This window comes from Levilactobacillus zymae (assembly GCF_032190635.1).
In the GTDB taxonomy this organism is placed as follows: Bacteria; Bacillota; Bacilli; order Lactobacillales; family Lactobacillaceae; genus Levilactobacillus; species Levilactobacillus zymae_A.
Genome location: NZ_JAVLAS010000007.1, coordinates 1 through 18,308, shown reverse-complemented (window position 1 = coordinate 18,308; position 18,308 = coordinate 1). Strand labels below are relative to the sequence as shown.

Below are 18,308 nucleotides of genomic sequence, written 5' to 3'. Positions count from 1 at the left end.
TGGTAGTTTGTCACAAATTTCTGAATCCTTATCGGTTGCCTTATCGCAAGTCGTTTCTGCGGAACAGAGTGCTAGCTTAGCTTCGCAATCCCAGCTCATTGTGAACTCCCAGACGTCGGCCTCCATTGCCAGTCTGAGTGAACAGTCAATGTCTGACGAGAGTGCCAAGGATTCGTTGTCCGATCTGATTGTGTCGCAATCTATCGCCAACTCGAACTCCGTGGTTTCCGCTTCATTAGCAAGTATCAGTAACCGGGTGGACTCCGACAACAGTATCATGTCCGAGGTCAGCGTCTCCGAAAGTAACGCGGTGTCGCAGTCCGTGGCTAATAGCAACATGATGTCCGATATTTCGGAATCCGAAGCCTCGATGAGCCGGGTCTTGGCCAGTGAATCGACCAGCATTCTGGATGCCCACAATAGTGCGTTAGCCTCCATGAGTGCCGCTTCGGAACTCAATTCCGATTCCTTACTCAGCCTAAGTCAACAAATGAGCCAGGCCGCGAGTCAAGACGCCTCGTTGTCGGCTTCCTTAAATAGTCTGAGTGACCGGTCCGTTTCCGATGACAGCACCATTAAGATTGTCAGTGGCTCCTTGACCGACAGTCAAGTGACGGCCTCCGAGTCGGCTAGTGCTTCGGCAATTAAGTCGGCTTCTATCTCTACTAAGGTCAGCCAGTCGGCATCTCAGTCCATCGCGACCCAAGCGTCCGTTGCTTCCGAGTCCGCCAGTGTCAGCGCGTCGCAGTCACAAGATGTTTCGGCCGCCGTTTCCCAAGTTCTGAGCAACTTGAGTAACGCGTCCGCTTCGGATTCTAAGGTGGTTGCGTCCCTGACGTCGATGCAACAGTCGGCTAGTGAAAATGGCATTTCGGAAGACTCAACGCTGAGCTCCGTGGCTGATAGCCTGAGCTTGAAGTCGTTGAATAATACCAGCATTCAGGCTTCGGCTTCCACGGCGCAGACCAGTGAAGTCGATCAGAGCCTGAGCGTCTTGTCCGGTGAGATCAGCAACACCATGGCGTCCATCTCCGCTTCGGCGACGAGCACCAGTGCCTTCTCCGCCTCGATGACCAGTCTGTTGTCCGAAGTTTCCGTTTCCGAAAACAGCCTGAGCGATGCGTCGTTGAGTATCCTGTCGGCCAGCAACTCGGCTTCGGCCAACAGCTTGAATAGTCTTAACTCCGCGACGGTTAGTCAGAGTGAAGACACCGCGGCTTCCGAAGCCAGCTTGATGTCGCGTTCCGCCGATGATAGTCAGTCCTTGGCATCGATGGGGGACTCCCGGACGTCGTTACAAACGTCACAGAGTCAATCCGCGGATGCTTCGGCGGCCGTCTCGGCTTCCGAATCGCAAGTCGCCGCAGAGTCCTTGTCGGCGGCTAGTCAGGTTGCTTCCGCTGTGGCCAGTGAAAATGCTGCGTCCGTTTCGCAGGTGGTTTCCGCGATGGCTTCAGCTGAAACTAGTCTAAGCCAAGCTGCTGCCAGTGAATCACGAGTGATTTCCTTTGTGACGAGCATTAGTAATGACGGCAAGACCGGTGATTCCTTCTCGGAAAGCCAACAGAGTTTGAGTAATCAATCGGCTTCCGACGCGGCATTGGCCTCCGCCGTTGCCTCGGCTCAATTGAGCTTATCGAACGCCAGCCTGAGTGACCTGTCGCAAAGCGATGCCAGCTTAGTCTCGGCTGCCAGCGCTGCTTCGCTTAGTGCGAGTGAAGCTGTTAACTCGCTGGCTAGTCAAAACTCAGAATTGTCCCAATCTGAAGCCTCAATTAGTGCGCAATATGCGAGCCACGAGTCGATGAGTGCCGATTCTGAGAGTCAAAAGTCCGCCGAAGAATCCGCGGCCGCTTCGACCAGCCGTCTGGCGAGTCAAGAAGCTAGTCGTTCGGCTCAGGTTTCCTTCAGTGAAACCTCATTAAGTCAAATTTCACAAAGCAATTCGAATTCCACAATTAGCTTGAGCGACCAACAGTCCGCTATCGCTAGCCAGAGTGCTGACGTGAGCGTCTCGGTGGCCAGCTTGAGTGCACAGTCGTTGTCCGATATCAGTGTCTTGTCAGCGACATCGACGTCCCGGAATTCATTACAAACCTCGCAGAGTCAATCGGCCAGCAAGTCGGCCATCACGTCCGCGTCCGTATCGACGTCCGTGGCAACCAGCGAATCACTGGCTAGCCAAACGGCCTCCGTCAGTGCGTCGCAGAGTGCGTCCGACTCCGCTGATCAGTCCGAATCCGCAGTCTACTCGCTGAACAGTATCAGCCAGCGTTCTGAACAAGAAAGCAGCACGAGCAAGGCAGTGGTTTCCACGGAACAAAGTCTCAGCGTGGCCAGTGACTCATCTTACAATTCACAAATTAGTCGTTCTAACGCCAGTCTGAGTAACCTGGCTTCAGCTAATGCCAGTGAAGCTTCGGCCGTTAATTCGGCCGCAACCAGCGTCAGTGACGCCCAAGGGTCGGCTATGAGTCAACACTCCGAGTTGTCCGCTTCCGAAGCGTCCATGAGCGACGCCTCGTTCAGCCGGATGTCGCTGAGTCTGGATTCCCTGAGCAACCTGTCGCAGAGCGTTTCCGCCTCCGCTGACAGTACCAGTGACCGGTTAGTCAGCGATGCTAGTCAAAGTGAAAGCACCGCTTCCGCCCAGACGAGTTTGAGCGACCGGTCCGCTTCCGATAGCCAGGAACTTTCGGCTCACTCCACGTCGCGGAACGCGTCTCAGGACTCCGCGAGTGAATCCGCCGGCAACTCGGCCAGTGCGTCTGCCTCGACCTCGGCCGATGACAGCACTAGCCAGTCGATCATTGATCGGTCGGTCGCTGAATCACAGGCCCAGAGTGTCAGTGATGACGCTAGCGAATCTGCCGAGATTTCGGCTTCCACGGCTAGCCTGAGTCAGGCTGAACAGTCCGAGTCCCAAGTCTTATCCCAGGTCGCTTCGGCATCGATTAGCCTGAGTGCGGCCGGTGAAGACTCAACTTCGGCCATGGCGGCTAGCGACACCAGCTTGAGCGCCCAATCGGCGTCCGACGCGAGTGTCCAGTCCGAAATTTCCGTTTCGGCCATGAGCTTATCGAACCGGAGTTTGAGTAACCAATCGCAACAAATTCTGAGTGAACAATCCGTCCTTTCCGCTTCCGAGTCGGCAGCCGACAGTCAGGTTACGTCCTTATCGAACGCGGCCTCCGAAATTTTCGCTTCCGAAAACTCGATGAGCCTGACGTCCGCGACGACTTCGGCCAGTCAATCGGCTAGTCAAGCCAGTGCGGTTTCTGAGAGTCTGGAATCCTTGAGTAACGCTTCGCAAAGCCGTGCCGATTCGATGAACAGTGTCAGTGAGCACTCCACCGCCGTCGCCAGCGAAAGCCAAGTCAACTCCACTTCCGACCTGAGTCTGAGTGATCGGTCCGAATCCGATGCCAGTGTCGTCGCATCCACGTCCCGGACGTCCGAACAAACGTCGGCGAGTGAATCCGCGACGACTTCGGCCAGCGCTTCGGCCAGTGTTTCCGCTTCGCAGAGCACGAGCCAAGCCCACGAGAGTCAAGTCGCCAGTCAATCGGCCAGTGAAAGCGCGGACGAATCCACGTCCATTGCGACCTCGATCGCTGAATCGATGGCCAGCCTCAGTCAGAAGACTTCCTTGGAAACCAGCGTGCTTTCCGCCGTTAGTGCCAGTGAAGCCAGTCTGAGTTCCGCTAACGATTCGACCCACAACTCCGAAATCAGCGCCTCGGCAGCCAGCCTGAGTGAACAATCCCAGTCTGACGCCACCGAGTTATCCACGATTTCGGCTTCCGAACAAAGCCTGAGTGACGCAAGTGTCAGTGAACACATCGCTTCCGAAAACAGCGAGTTGTCCGCTATCACCAGTGCCGAAACCAGTGCGAGTGAATCGACGGCCAGCCTGCAGAGTCAATTATCCGAATTGTCGCAATCCGAGGCCTCGTTAAGTCAGGTCTCCGCCGCCAATTCCGCTTCGACCTCGGCCGTCACGTCCGCGGCAGCTTCCGCGGAACAGTCAGCCGAAGCGTCCGCTAAGGAATCGGCTGACGCCTCGTTAAGCTTGGACTCTCTGAGTCAGGTCTCCGCTAGCAACTCGGTTTCCACCACTAGTTTGAGTAACTTATCGACTTCGGCCGCGCACCAGAGTCAATCGGCTTCCGCTTCGGCGGCTAGCCTGAGTGACCGGTCTGTTTCCGATGCCAGCATCTTGTCGGCCAACTCGACGTCCCGGACGCCATCGGCCGCTAGTCAAAGTACCTCGGCGAGTGAATCTGCCGTTGCTTCGGCCAGTGATTCCGCTGATCAAAGTACGACGGCCGCCAGTGCAAGTGAGTCCGCGGCTACTTCAGCGAGTGACTCCGCAAGCGTTTCGGCGAGTGAGTCAGCAACGGTTTCGCAAGCCATCGATAGCCTGAGCCAAGTCACGTCGGCCATCAGCAGTGAGTTATCCGCCGCTAGTGGTGCCGTGGACAGCGAAAGTGCTGCCAGCCTGGCTTCGTTATCTCAGAGTAACGCCAGCGACTTATCGGCCGTTTCACAATCGCAACTCAGCGCTTCGAATGATAGCCTGAGTCAGCTGCTGAACTCCGTGAACAGCCAAGTCTCTGAGAACTCGGCTTCCGCGGCGAGTGTGAGTGACGCGATTGTGTCGACCAGTGCCGCTATTTCTGAAATTGAACAATCCGAAGCCTCGATGAGTCAGGTTTCTCTGAGCCAGATTTCGGCCAGTGAAGCCTCGACCAGTGAGGTGTCGTTGAGTAATGCTTCCTTGACCGCCAGTGAGAGCACCGTGATTGCCAGTGGCGCCAGCCAAAGTGCCGACGTTTCTGCGTCGGTCGCCAGCTTGAACTCCCGGTCGGTCGCCGATGACAGCTTGTTGTCCGACAACTCCATGTCCCGGACAATCTCGCAAGCCAGTCAAAGCGCCTCGGGCAGTGCGTCCGCTGAGCTTTCCGCTTCCACGGCAAGTGAAGCTAGTGATGCATCGGCCAAGGCCAGTGAATCGGCCTCTGCTTCAGCACAAACTAGTGCTGAGATTTCGGCTTCCCAAGTCGCTTCGATCTCCGAATCTGACGCCAGTGTTAGTGCCAAGTCCGCCGCAGAAGCTAGTCTGAGTGACGCCATCGCGTCCGCAGAACAGAGCTTAAGCGATGCGCACGACTCGTCTTACGATTCGCAAATCAGTGAGTCGAACGCCAGCTTAAGTGCCCAATCCGTCTCCGATGCCAACGAGCAATCGATGATGTCCACTTCGGCGCAAAGCTTGAGTGACGCGAGTCTGAGTCAAATCGTCGCTTCGACCGCTAGTCAGGTGGCTAGTGTCAGTGATGCTTCGGCCAGTGTCAGCGACGCCGTTCAATCGGCCCAGAGCCTGGCCTCCGAAGTTTCACAATCCGAAGCCTCGATGAGTCACGCGTCGTTGAGTCAGCTTTCCGCCAGTGAAAACTCGCTTAGCGTTCTGTCGGCATCTAACTCGGCTTCGGCCAACAGTTTGAGTCAACAAATCGCCAGTGGTAACAGCCAGAGTGCCGATCAATCCGCTTCAGCGGCTAGTCTGAACTCGCGGTCCACTGCCGATGACAGTTTATTATCCGACAATTCCATGTCCAGAACGGCTTCGCAAGCCAGTCAAAGTGCTTCGGGTAGTGCATCCGCTGAGCTTTCTGCTTCTACGGCGAGTGAAGCCAGTGACGCCTCGGCTGAGGCCAGTGCCTCGGCTGTTACGTCAGCACAAACCAGTGCTGAGATTTCGGCCTCTCAAGCCGCTTCGATCTCCGAATCTGACGCCAGTGTCAGTGCCAAGTCCGCTTCTGAAGCCAGTCTGAGTGACGCCATCGCGTCCGCGGAACAGAGCTTAAGCGATGCGCACGACTCGTCTTACGATTCGCAAATTAGTGAGTCGAACGCTAGCCTGAGTGCCCAATCCGTCTCCGACGCCAACGAACAATCGATGATGTCGGCTTCTGATCAAAGCGCAAGTAACGCTAGTCTCAGCCAAGTTTCTAACTCGATTGCTAGTCAGCTGTCCGCAGTCAGTGCTTCCGATGCCAGTGTCAGTGAGACCTCGCAAGCCTTGAACAGTCAGGCTTCCGAACTGAGTCAGTCCGAAGCCTCGATGAGCGATGCTTCGCTGAGCCTGATCTCCGCCAGTGAGGCTTCCCTGAGTGACGTCGCCAGTGCTGCGGCGTCCACGTCGGCTAGCCTGAGCGAACAAGCTCAATCGATCGCCAGTCAAAGTGCTGCGGCTTCGGCCTCAGTTGCCAGTCTGAGTGACCGGTCGGCTAGTGATGCCAGTGTTTGGAATGACAACTCCACCTCCCGGACGGTTTCGCAGGCGAGTCAAAGCACCTCGGCCAGCGTCTCGGCGAGTGCTTCTGCTTCCGATTCCGTCGCTACCAGCGTTGCGAATGCTAGTGCGAGCGAGTCCGCCACGGTTTCGGCCGCAGCGAGTGCTGAGGTTTCGGCTTCGCAAGCTGCTTCGTTATCCGATGCCGATATGAGTCTGAGCCAGAAGTCTACGGACCTGGCCAGTCAAAGTGAGTCCTTGGCTTCGCTGGAACAGAGTATCAGTGATGCCTCGACTTCTGAATACGATTCGCAAATCAGTCAAAGTAACGCCAGTCTCAGTGACCTTTCGGCTTCCAATGTCAGTGAGGTTTCGGCGATTTCCGAATCAGCCCTGAGCCTGAGTAATGCCAGTGTCAGTGCTCACCAGAGTCAACTTGACAGTCAGGCTTCGGCCAACAGTCAAGCCTCGGCGAGTGTGAGTCAGACGGTTGCTTCCGCGGCGAGTCAAGCGTCCGAGTTCTCCACGAGCGAAGCCTCGATGAGTGGGGCGTCTCTGAGTCGCATCTCCGCTAGTGAAGCCTCCTTAAGTGATCAATCAGCTTCCAACTCGGTTTCCGCAAACAGCGTCAGTCAGGTCTCCGAATCGTTAGCAAGCCAGAATTCATTAGCGTCCGCATCTGCCGCTAGTCTGAGCGAACGGTCAGCTAGTGATGCCAGCGTGGCGGCTTCCACGTCCCGGACTGAATCCGCGGCCAGTGCTTCGGCTTCGGCCAGCGAATCCGCGACGGTTTCGGCTTCTGATTCTGCCGACGCCAGTGCTAGTCGCTCCGATGCCGAACAATCGGCTTCCGAGTCGGCCAGTCAAAGTGCTGTTGATTCGGCTGAGGTTTCCGCATCGACATCCGCTTCGGATGCCAGTGTCAGTGCCAAGTCCGTCTCTGAAGCTAGTCTGAGCGAATCCATCGCTTCGTTGGAACACAGCTTAAGTGCGGCGTCCAACTCCGATTACAATTCTCAACTCAGCGAAAGTGCCGCGAGCCTGAGTAATCAATCCGTTTCCGACGCCAACGAGCAATCGATGATGTCCGAATCCGAATTGAGTGCCTCGAACGCCAGCCTGAGCAACGCTTCTGTTTCGACGGCCAGCCAGTTATCTGAAATGAGTCAATCGGATGCCAGTGCTAGTGTCGCTTCCGAGTCTGTCGCCAGTCAGTTGTCGGCGGCCTCGACTTCCGAAGCCTCATTGAGTCAGGTTTCCTTAAGTGAAATTTCGGCCAGTGAAGCCTCGTTGAGTGCCCAGTCGATCAGTAACGTCGATTCCGCTAATAGTTTGAGTGAGTACTCCGAAAGCGTCGCGAGTCAGAACTCCGCAACTTCCGAGTCGGCCGCGAGCCTGAGCGCACATTCATTGTCGAATGATAGTATCCTGTCGGCGAACTCGACGTCGCGGACCTCAACGCAGACCAGCCAAAGCGAATCGGCCGACAACTCGGCTAGCGTTTCGGCTTCTGAATCGGCTAGTGCCAGTGCCAGTCGCTCCGATGCTGAACAATCGGCTTCCGAGTCGGCCAGTCAAAGTGCTGCTGATTCGGCTGAGGTCTCTGCATCGACGTCCGCTTCGGATGCCAGTGTCAGTGCCAAGTCCGTCTCTGAAGCTAGTCTGAGTGAATCCATCGCTTCGTTGGAACACAGCTTAAGTGCGGCGTCCAACTCCGATTACAATTCTCAACTCAGCGAAAGTGCCGCGAGCCTGAGCAACCAATCCGTTTCCGACGCCAACGAGCAATCGATGATGTCCGAATCCGAATTGAGTGCTTCGAATGCTAGCCTGAACAGCTTATCCGCTTCGGCGGCCAGCCAGGTTTCTGCGATGAGTGCTTCTGAAGCCAGTCAAAGTGCGGCTTCCGAATCTCTGAACAGTCAGTTATCCGAATTATCGCAATCCGAAGCCTCGATGAGTGACACGTCCAATAGCTTTGCTTCCGAGAGTCAAGCTTCGGCAGTTGCCTCAGCGAATGCCTCAACCAGCCTCATTGCCAGTCAATTATCCAACGTCTCCGAGAGCGAAGCCTCCCTGAGTCAACAATCGCAAAGCATTGCTAAGTCCGAAGCCAGCTTGACCAGTCAGCTGGAGAGTCAGGCGAGTCAGAGTGCGAGTGCGGCGGCTTCGACGGCCAGTGTCAGTGACCGGTCGGTTTCCGACGCCAGCGTCTTGTCGGCCAACTCGACATCGCGGACTTCAACCGCCGCGAGCCAGAGTGCCTCGGCGAGTGAGTCGGCGATCGCTTCCGCCGATGATTCGGCCAAGGCCAGTGCTAGTCGGTCGGAGGTCGTTCAATCGGCTTCTGAATCGGCCGATACCAGCGCGGCAATTTCCGCGAGTGACTCGGCTTCCATCTCCGTTTCTGACGCCAGTGTCAGCGACAAGTCGGCTTCCATCGCCAGTCAAAGTGAGTCCTTGGCTTCGCTGGAACAGAGTATCAGCGATGCCTCGACTTCCGAGTACGATTCACAGATCAGTCAAAGTAACGCTAGCCTGAGCGACCTATCAGTTTCTAACGCGTCTGAACAATCGATGATCTCTGAATCCGAACAGAGCATGAGTAACGCTAGTGTCAGCGAGCACCTGAACTCCGTCACCAGCCAACTGAACTCGGTCAGTGAGGCCGAGACCAGCCTGAGTGCGGCCAGTCAGTCCGCCGATAGTCAACTCTCTGAAGTTAGCCAATCCGAAGCCTCCATGAGTGATTACTCCGTCAGTGAAGCTTCGAAGAGCACGGCATCCGCCGTTCAATCCGCGGCTGATTCGGCTTCCGTTTCGGCTTCTGATTCCGCTACCGTTTCGACGTCGGATCGTTCCTTGAGTGAGTTGTCTGCAAGCAACTCGGCTTCGGCCAACAGTGTCAGCGCGGATCAGTCCCTGCAGGCTAGTCAAAGTGAAAGCTTAGCGGCTTCCACGGCCAGTCTGAGTGAACGGTCGGTCTCCGACGCCAGCGTCTTGTCGGCGAACTCGACGTCGCGAACTTCCACGGCGGCCAGTCAAAGTGCCTCAGCCAGTGAATCGGCGACGGTCTCCGCGGCTGATTCGGCTAAGGCCAGTGCCAGTGAATCGACGGCTAGTCAATCGGCTTCTACATCGGCCGACACCAGTGCGACGATTTCTGCCAGTGACTCGGCTTCCATCTCCGTTTCCGATGCCAGTGTCAGCGACAAGTCCACGATCGAAGCCAGTCAAAGCGAGTCGTTGGCTTCGCTGGAACAGAGTATCAGCGATGCCTCGACTTCTGAATACGATTCACAGATCAGTCAGAGCAACGCTAGCCTGAGTCAACTCTCGGCTTCTAACGCGTCCGAACAGTCTGTGATTTCCGCATCTGAACAAAGTCTTTCCAATGAAAGCTTGAGTCAACTGTCCGCTTCGACGGCCAGTCAGCTTTCTGATAACAATGCCTCGACGGCCAGCCTGAGCGAAGCCGTGAACTCGCAAGGGAGTCGCTACTCCGAAATGTCGGCTTCCGAAGCCTCGATGAGCGACTTGTCGGTCAGCCTGGTTTCCGTCAGTGATGCCTCCTTGAGTAACGCATCAATCAGCAATAACACGTCCGCTGCCAGCCTGAGTGAACAGGTGGCCAGCGGCGCTAGTCAAAGTGCGGAAGCATCGGCCTCCGCCGCTAGCCTGAGTGAGCGTTCCGCTACCGATGAGAGCCGTTTGTCGGCCAACTCCACGGACCGGACCTCTACGGCGGCTAGCCAAAGTGCGTCGGCGTCGACTTCGGCGAGTGTTTCGGCTTCCGTAGCCACGTCGCAAAGTGACGCTTCGCAGGTCGCCAGTCAATCGGCTGCCGACTCCGCAAGCGATAGCGCGATCGTTTCGGCCAGTCAGTCGGCGTCAATCTCCGAATCTGATGCCAGTGTCAGTGACAAGTCCACGATCGAAGCTAGTCAAAGCGAGTCCTTGGCTTCGCTGGAGAACAGTATCAGCGATGCCTCGACCTCTGAATACGATTCACAGATCAGTGCTTCTAACGATAGCCTGAGCGTTGTTTCGGCTTCGGACGCCAGTGAACAATCGATGATGTCTGTTTCCGAGATCAGTGCCTCTAACGCTAGCCTGAGTGACCACTTGGCTTCCGCAGCCAGCGAAGCCTCGGCAGCTTCCAAATCGCTGGTCAGCGCTAGTGACGCATCGACGTCCATCGCCAGTCAGCTTTCCGAAGTGAGTCAGTCTGAAGCTTCGATGAGTGTCACATCCCAGAGCTTCGCGTCAATGAGCCTGGAATCGTTGAGTCAACTGTCAGCAAGTAATTCCGCTTCCACGAACAGCTTGAATTCACAGATTGTGAGTGGCGCTAGTCAGAGCGCGGTAGCTTCTGCCTCCGCCGCCAGTCTGAGTGACCGGTCGGTTTCCGATGCCAGTGCCGCAGCTTCTACGTCACGGACCACGGCGCAAACGTCGGCTAGTCAATCGGCCAGCGAATCCGCCATGACGTCCAGCTCCGTGGCAAACTCGAACAGTGTCACGTCCGCGACGGCCAGTCAATCGGCTAGCCAGTCGGCCAGTGTCAGTGCTAGCGTTTCGACTAGTCAATGGGATTCCGTCACAGCTTCTCTGAACAGCCTCAGCGAGGTTTCTGAGAGTGAAGCTAGCCAAAGCGATGCCTTGACATCGCTAGAAAATAGCTTGAGTGCCGCTTCCAACTCTGAATACAATTCAGAGTTAAGTGAGAGTGCCGCTAGTCTGAGTGCCCAGTCACAAGTCGAAGCCAGTCAGCAATCGCTGATCTCTGCTTCGCAGCTGAGTCTCTCTAACGCCAGCCTGAGCGCCCAATCGAATTCATTAGCTAGTCAGCAGTCCGCGGTCAGTGCTTCCAATGATAGCCTGAGTGCCGCTTCCGAAGCGGTTGCCAGTCAATTGTCTGAAGCCTCGGTCTCCGAAGCTTCCTTGAGTGACATCTCGACCAGCTTGGCTTCGATGAGTACGGCTTCGGCCAGTGCCTCCGCGAGTGTGTCGGCTTCGACTTCGGCCAAGGTTTCCGCCGCCGTTTCTCAAGCGCTGGATTCCCTGAGCGTCTTGTCGGCATCTAACTCGGCTTCGGCCAACAGCGTCAGCGCCGACTTGTCGGCACAGGCTAGTCAAAGTGCCAGTGTTTCGTTGTCAACTGCCAGTCTGAGTGAACGGTCCTTATCCGACGTCAGTCTCTTGTCGGCCAACTCCGCTTCTCGAACCTCTACGGCGGCTAGCCAAAGTGCTTCCGCGTCGACCTCCGCACAAGCTTCGGCCAGTGAATCGACCGTCGCTAGTGTCAGTCGCTCCACGGCGATCGTTTCGGCGAGTGCCTCGGCGGACGCCAGCGCAGCCATTTCGGCGAGTGAATCAGCATCCATCTCCGTCTCGATGGCCAGTGTCAGCGATAAATCCGCAAGTGAGGCCAGTCTGAGTGATCAGATTGCTTCGCAAATTCAAAGTTTGAGTGCGGAATCTAATTCCGACTTGAATTCCCAAATCAGTGAAAGCAACGCCAGCCTGAGTCAACTCTCGGCTTCCGATGCCACTGAGCAATCAACAATTTCCGCATCTGAACAAAGTCTTTCTAACGAAAGTTTGAGTCAACTGTCCGCTTCGACGGCCAGTCAACTTTCTGATAACAATGCGTCAACGGCTAGCCTGAGCGAAGCACTGAACTCGCAAGGGAGTCGCTACTCCGAAATGTCGGCTTCCGAAGCCTCAATGAGTGGGTTATCCGCTTCCGCTTCGGCCAGCGTCTCGGCGAGTGAATCCGCCGCAAGTTCGGCTAAGTTGTCCGCTAGTGATGCGTCCTTGAGTATCTTGTCCGCTAGCAACTCGGCCTCGGCCAACAGTACCAGCGAACGGGTCGCTTCCACGTCTGAAGTAGAAGCCAGCGTTTCGGCTTCGGCGGCCAGTCTCAGCGATCGGTCCTTGTCCGACGCCAGTGAGTTGTCGGCCAACTCCGAATCCCGGACGTCGATGCAGACCAGTCAAAGCCAGTCGGCCAGTGAGTCGGCGAAGGCTTCGGCGATCGCGTCAGCAACGGCCAGCACCTCAGCCGCAGAGGCGAGTGAAGCTAGCGTTGCCTCGGCTAACCAAAGTGCCAGCGTCTCGACGTCACAAGCCGCTTCCATCGTCGAATCGCTGAACAGTATCAGCGACGCGTCCATCAGTGAAGCCAGCGTCAACGCGTCCATGGCCTCCGTGGAACAGAGTGTCAGTGAAGCTTCCGATTCCTCGTTCAACTCTGAAATCGCTAGCGTCTTGACCAGTCTGAGTGCCCAATCACAGTCTGATGCGAGTCAACAATCGGCCGTTGCCAGTGCCCAATTAAGTGCTTCCAACGCCAGCTTGAGTCAACTGTCCACGGTCATCACTAGTCAACAGGCCTCCGTCTCAACCGCTGAAGCCAGCGTCAGTGCGGCTGCTTCGGCTACGGCGAGTGTCAACTCCGAGATCAGTCAGTCCGAAGCGTCCATGAGTCACCAGTCATTGAGTGAGATTTCCGCCGCCGATAGCAGCATCTTGTCGGCGAACTCGATGTCCAGAAACTCGACGCAAACGAGTCAGAGTCAATCCGCTAGTGAATCAGCCCAGGCTTCGACGTCCACGGCCATCGTGGATAGCACCGCGTCGGCTAATGCCAGTCAAAGTGCCACGACTTCGGCAACGACCAGTGCCTCGATTGTGGCTTCGCAAGTCGCATCCATCTCAACGGATGTCGCTAGCGTCAGCGCCAAGTCAGCTGCTGAAGCCAGTGCTAGTCAACAATTAGCTTCACAAGAACAGAGTTTGAGTGATGCGCACGATTCATCGTACGATTCACAAATCAGCAACAGCAATGCCAGCCTGAGTGAACAATCCGTTTCCGACGCCAACGAGCAATCGATGATGTCCGCATCCGAATTGAGTGTTTCGAACATGAGTCTGAGTCAGTTGTCGCAAGCCACGGTTAGCCAGTTATCGACGGTTTCCACGTCGTTGACCAGCCTAAGTGAAGCGGTCGATTCCTTGACCAGTCGGACCTCCGAAGTGTCGGCTTCTGAAGCCTCGATGAGTGACGCGTCACAGAGCTTAATTTCCGAAACCGAGAACTCCCTGAGCGTCTTATCGGCCAGCAACTCGGCCTCCGCGAACAGCCTGAGTGAACAGGTTGCCAGTGGGGCGAGTCAGAGTGCGGACTTGTCCGCCTCGGTTGCCAGTGTCAGTGACCGGTCGTTGTCCGATGCCAGTGTCTTGTCGGCCAACTCCACGTCTCGGACCTCGTTACAGGCCAGTCAAAGTGAGTCGGCGGTTGAGTCGGCTAAGGCTTCGGCCAGCACCGCAACGGAAGCCAGCTTAGCTTCCGTCACGGCTAGCGAATCGGCCTCGACTTCTGCACGTGAGAGTGCGGCGGTTTCCACTTCCGTTGCTGCCTCGATTGAAGAATCGATGACCAGCCTGAGTGACCGTTCCGCCAGTGAGGCGAGTCAAACCTCGCTGATTGCCTCGCAATCACAGAGTTTGAGTGCCGCTAATGATTCGTCTTACGACTCACAAATCAGTGAGAGTGCCGCCAGTTTGAGTGCGGTCTCGCAAAGCGATGCCAGTGTTCAATCGGTCGTTTCCGTTTCTGAAATGAGCTTGTCGAACCAGAGCTTGAGCCAGCAATCTAACTCGATTGCCAGTCAACAATCCGTGGTTAGTGCTTCGACGGTTAGTCTGAGTGCGGCGAGTCAATCCGCGGATAGTCAATTCTCCGAAGTTTCACGATCCGAAGAATCGATGAGCTTAGCTTCGATGGGTGATTCTCAACGGGCCAGTGTTTCCGCTAGTGTTTCGGCCAGCGAATCGGCCTCAGCTTCGGCGAGTCAATCGGCCAGCGTCTCGGCTGATAACTCCGTATCGGATGCTTCATTAAGTATCTTGTCGGCATCTAACTCGGCTTCGGCCAACAGCTTGAGTCAACAGTTGTCCGCCGATGCCAGCCAGAGTGCCACGGCTTCCGAATCGGCCAACAGCTTAAGCGAACGGTCGGCTTCCGATGCCAGCATCCTGTCCGCGGCCTCCGTCACCCGGACGTCCGCCCAAACGTCGGCCAGTGAATCGGCCGCCGCTTCCGCGAGTGCGTCGACCAGTGCTACCGTCGAATCCGCCGCGAGTGCCTCAACGGCCAGTGTCACGGCTTCGATCAGTGCTAGTCAGAGTGCTAGTGAGTCTGCCGTAGCGTCAATCAGCATCGCCACTTCGGCGGCCAGCCTGAGTCAACAACTGGTCTCCGATGCCAGTCAAGTCTCAGCCTGGACCTCCACGACACAAAGCCTAAGCAACGCCTCAGATTCGTCTTACGATGAGTCGATGACCAGCTTAGCCAACAGCCTGAGTGCTCAATCACAAATTAATGCTAGTGAACAATCGGCCATCGCCGACTCTGAACTGAGCGCGTCGAACGCCAGTCTGAGTGCCTTGTCCGAATCGACCGTTAGTCAATTGACGTCCGTTTCCGTTGCGGAAGCGAGTCAAAGTGCCGCTTCCGTCTCGGCGGGCAGCGTCACCTCCGAAGCTTCGCAGTCTGAAGCCTCGATGAGTAATTGGTCGTTGAGTCAAGTTTCCGCGAGTGCCGACGTTTCCGCCGCAAGTTTGAGCGAACGGATCGACAGCAACGCCAGTGAAACTTCTGAAATTTCTGCCTCTGCTTTGAGTTTGAGTGAACGGTCGGCTTCCGCCGCTAGCGGCTTATCCGCCAACTCCGAATCCCGGAATTCCACCCAAACCAGTGAAAGCGAGTCGGCCAACGTTTCGGCCAGCGAATCGGCTTCCACGTCCGTTCTGACCAGTGAAGCCCAAGCTTCTGCCAGTGCTTCGGCCGCTATCGTGGCCAGCGAGAGCGTCTGGGCTTCGCAAACGGCCTCGGCTGAAATGTCCAAAGCCGTAGCCAGTGTCAGTGCCAAGTCCGATAGTGAAGCCAGTCAGGTTTCCGCTTGGACCTCGACGGCACAGAGCCTAAGCGACGCTTCGGATTCGTCCTATGATGAATCGATGACCAGCTTAGCCAACAGCCTGAGTGCCCAATCGCAAGTCGATGCCAGTGAACAATCCGAAATGGCCGATTCACAACTGAGCGTTTCTAATGCCAGTCTGAGTCAGGTCTCCACGGATATCGTCAGTGAGTTATCGATGGTTTCGGCCAGTGAAGCCAGTCTCAGTGACGCCAACGAATCGTTGACCAGCACCAACTCCGAAGTTTCGGCTTCCGAAGCTTCCCTGAGTGATGGCTCCATCAGTCACGGGTCGATGAGTGTGGCTTCGGCTTCCGACTCCGCCTCGACCTCCGCGAGTGTTTCGGCTGACAATTCCGTTTCGGATGCTTCGTTGAGTACCGTTTCGGCGGCTAACTCCGAATCCGCTAATAGTCTCAGTCAACAATCGCAAAGTGACGCCAGTCAAAGTGCGGCGATGTCTGAATCGGCAGCTAGCCTGAGTGACCGGTCGGCTTCCGACGCCAGCATCTTGTCGGCCAACTCGACTTCCCGGACCTCGGAACAAGCTAGTCAGAGTGCTTCGGCCTCGACTTCCAGCTGAACAATCGGCTTCCGACTCCGTCTTAACCAGAGTCAGTCCAACGATTGCTAGTCAGTCCGCTTCGGTCTTCGCCAGCCACGGAGTGAACGCCCAACGTCGGCCAGCGAGTCCGCTTCGGTTTCGCGGCTAGTCAATCGCTAGTGTCAGTCCGACCATCTTCGTGAGTCGCTTCGGCTCAGTCTCTACGGTCAACGGCCAAGCCAGCTTCCGAATGTCGGCAGTTTGAGCCGAACCAGTGGTCGGCTTCCGACCAAGTCCGCGGCGAGTGCCTCAACTCCGAATCCAGTTCCGGCTTCGATGCTGCTAGTCAGAGTGCTAGGCCAACGGTTTCGAAACAGTCGCAATCGTTCGAGCCAGAATTCGAAGTGCCAGCTCCACATCGTGGCCGAGCCTGAGTGATCGCAAACGGCCTCCGATGCCAGTGAAGTCGTGGACCTCCACGTCCGAACGGAATCGCAAGACCAGTCAGCCAGTGAGTGCAACAACTTCCGATAGTGCTTCGGCTTCGACAATCCGCCAGTCAGAACTCGTTGATCAGTCTTCCAGCCAAATCGTCAGACTTCCGAGTGCGAACTCGGCTTTCGAGCCAAGCTCAGTGACGTCAACGAATCGTTCCAGACTCCGCGAGTAGTCAGAATCCGAAGTGAGTTCGGCTTCCGACGATTCTTCAACGCCAGCCTGAGTGATCAGCCGATCGGTCAGTCACGGGTCCGATGAGTGTGGCTTCGCTCCGCCTCGAGCGAGTGTCGGCTGACAATGGCCGTTTCGGATGCCGTTGAGTACCGAACTCCGAATCGCCAGCGAACAATCCAAAGTGACGCCAGTCAAAGTGCGGCGATGTCAGTAGCCTGAGTGAATCTTGCAACTCGACTTCCGCGTGAGCCAGTCCGCTGCTTCGGCGTTCGACCTCCGCTTCGAACTCCGAAGCGTGAGTCACGGCGGTTCGACTCCGCTAGTCGTTTCGGCTAGTGTCGTCGCCAGTCAAAGCCGCCAGCTTGAGTACCGCTTGACGGCTTCTGCGGCTAGTCAACAATCGCAGATCTCCGAATCGCAATTGAGCGAATCGAACGCCAGCTTGAGTCACGTCCGAGCGTTGATCAGTCAGCAGTGTCGGCGAGTGCCAGAGAGTCGCCTCCTTCCGCGTTGAGTGTGGCCTCCGCAGCTAGAAGCTTCGATGAGTGAGAACTCGGTCAAGCAACTCTTCTGCCAACAGAACAGTCAACCGTTGAGCATCGCGAGTCAGTTCGGCCAGCCACGTCCCGGAGCGTCGTGAACAAACCAACTCTAGCGAGTCGGCTTCGACTTCCGCAGTGTTTCGGCTTCGACCTCCGCACAACGCCAGAGTTCGAGTCAAGCTTCAGTCAAAGCGAGTCCGCAACGTCGATCAGTGCCAGTGAGTCCGCTTCGGTTGCCGTCACTCATCGCAACAAGCGTGAGCAATCGCTTACTCCACCAGCCTGAGTGATCGGCCGGGATTTCACAGGCCAGTGAATTGTCAATCCAATCACGTGCCAGTGAAGCTAGCCGAGATCTCAGTGAGGCGAGTGATTCCTCGTACGCTTCCGAGATTAGCGGTAGTGAAGCTAGCCTGAGTGCCCAATCACAATCGGATGCCAGTGAACAGTCCGTCTTGTCCGTCTCGCAGACCAGCGCGTCGAACGCCAGCCTGAGTGCTCGGCTTCGACTCGCAATCCGTTCTCAGCGAACAATCTGAGATGTCGGCTTCCGATGCCAGTGTCAGTGCTGCTTCAAGCTCGATGAGTGGGGTGGCTTCCGAAACCTCACAATCCGAAGCTTCGATGAGTCAAACGTCGACCAGCTTCGCTTCCATGAGTGATGCTTCGCAGAGTCAAGCTTCCGCGAGTGCGTCAACCAGTGTCGTTGTCAGTCAATCCGTTCAGGTTTCTGAGAGTGCGGCTTCTCTGAGTCGGGTTTCGGCAAGCAATTCCGTTTCGGCGGATAGCCTGAGCGAACAATCCGAATCTGCAGCTAGTCAGAGCGCCTCAATTGCGGCCTCGACGGCCAGTCTGAGTGACCGGTCAGTTTCCGATGACAGTATCTTGTCGGCTAACTCGACGTCCCGGACTTCGACGCAAGCGTCACAGAGTGAATCGGCGATTGCTTCGGCCAGTGCTTCTGCGAGTGGGTCGGCTTCGGTCAGTGAATCCACGGCTAGCGCCAGTGCGTCAACGGCTTCCGTTGCCAGTCAGAGCGCCTCAGCCAGTGCTTCCGTTTCCGGCGAAGTCTCCGCTTCAATGGCGAGTCTGAGTGAGCGGTCGGTTTCCGAATCCGTTCAAGGGTCGACGATCAGTGAATCGATGGCCAGTCTGAGTGAAGTCTCGCAATCACAAGCCAGTGATAACTCCTTGATCAGTGCCAGTGAGGGTAGTTTGAGTCAAGCCTCGAACACGTCATTGGATTCACAGATCAGTCAGTCCAA

The 18,308-nt window shown here is 56.3% G+C and carries 3 protein-coding genes and 1 pseudogene; all 4 read left to right on the top strand.

Annotated elements, in window-relative coordinates:
• Window positions 1-7 precede the first annotated feature (7 nt).
• A complete protein-coding gene (locus RI501_RS13700; protein WP_313823650.1) occupies window positions 8-15,868 on the top strand; it encodes a serine-rich family protein in 15,861 nt (5,286 codons plus the stop codon).
• An 859-nt stretch (window positions 15,869-16,727) separates the two neighbouring features.
• The gene (locus tag RI501_RS13695) at window positions 16,728-17,015 is read left to right on the top strand and encodes a hypothetical protein (protein WP_313823648.1); all 288 of its coding nucleotides are present in this window, start codon (window positions 16,728-16,730) and stop codon (window positions 17,013-17,015) included.
• Between the two features lie 345 nt (window positions 17,016-17,360).
• Window positions 17,361-17,582, top strand: a complete 222-nt coding sequence (locus tag RI501_RS13690) for a hypothetical protein (protein ID WP_313823646.1) — start codon at window positions 17,361-17,363, stop codon at window positions 17,580-17,582.
• Window positions 17,539-18,308, top strand: a pseudogene (locus RI501_RS13685) (hypothetical protein); the annotation flags it as partial. The gene RI501_RS13690 and the pseudogene RI501_RS13685, both read left to right, overlap by 44 nt.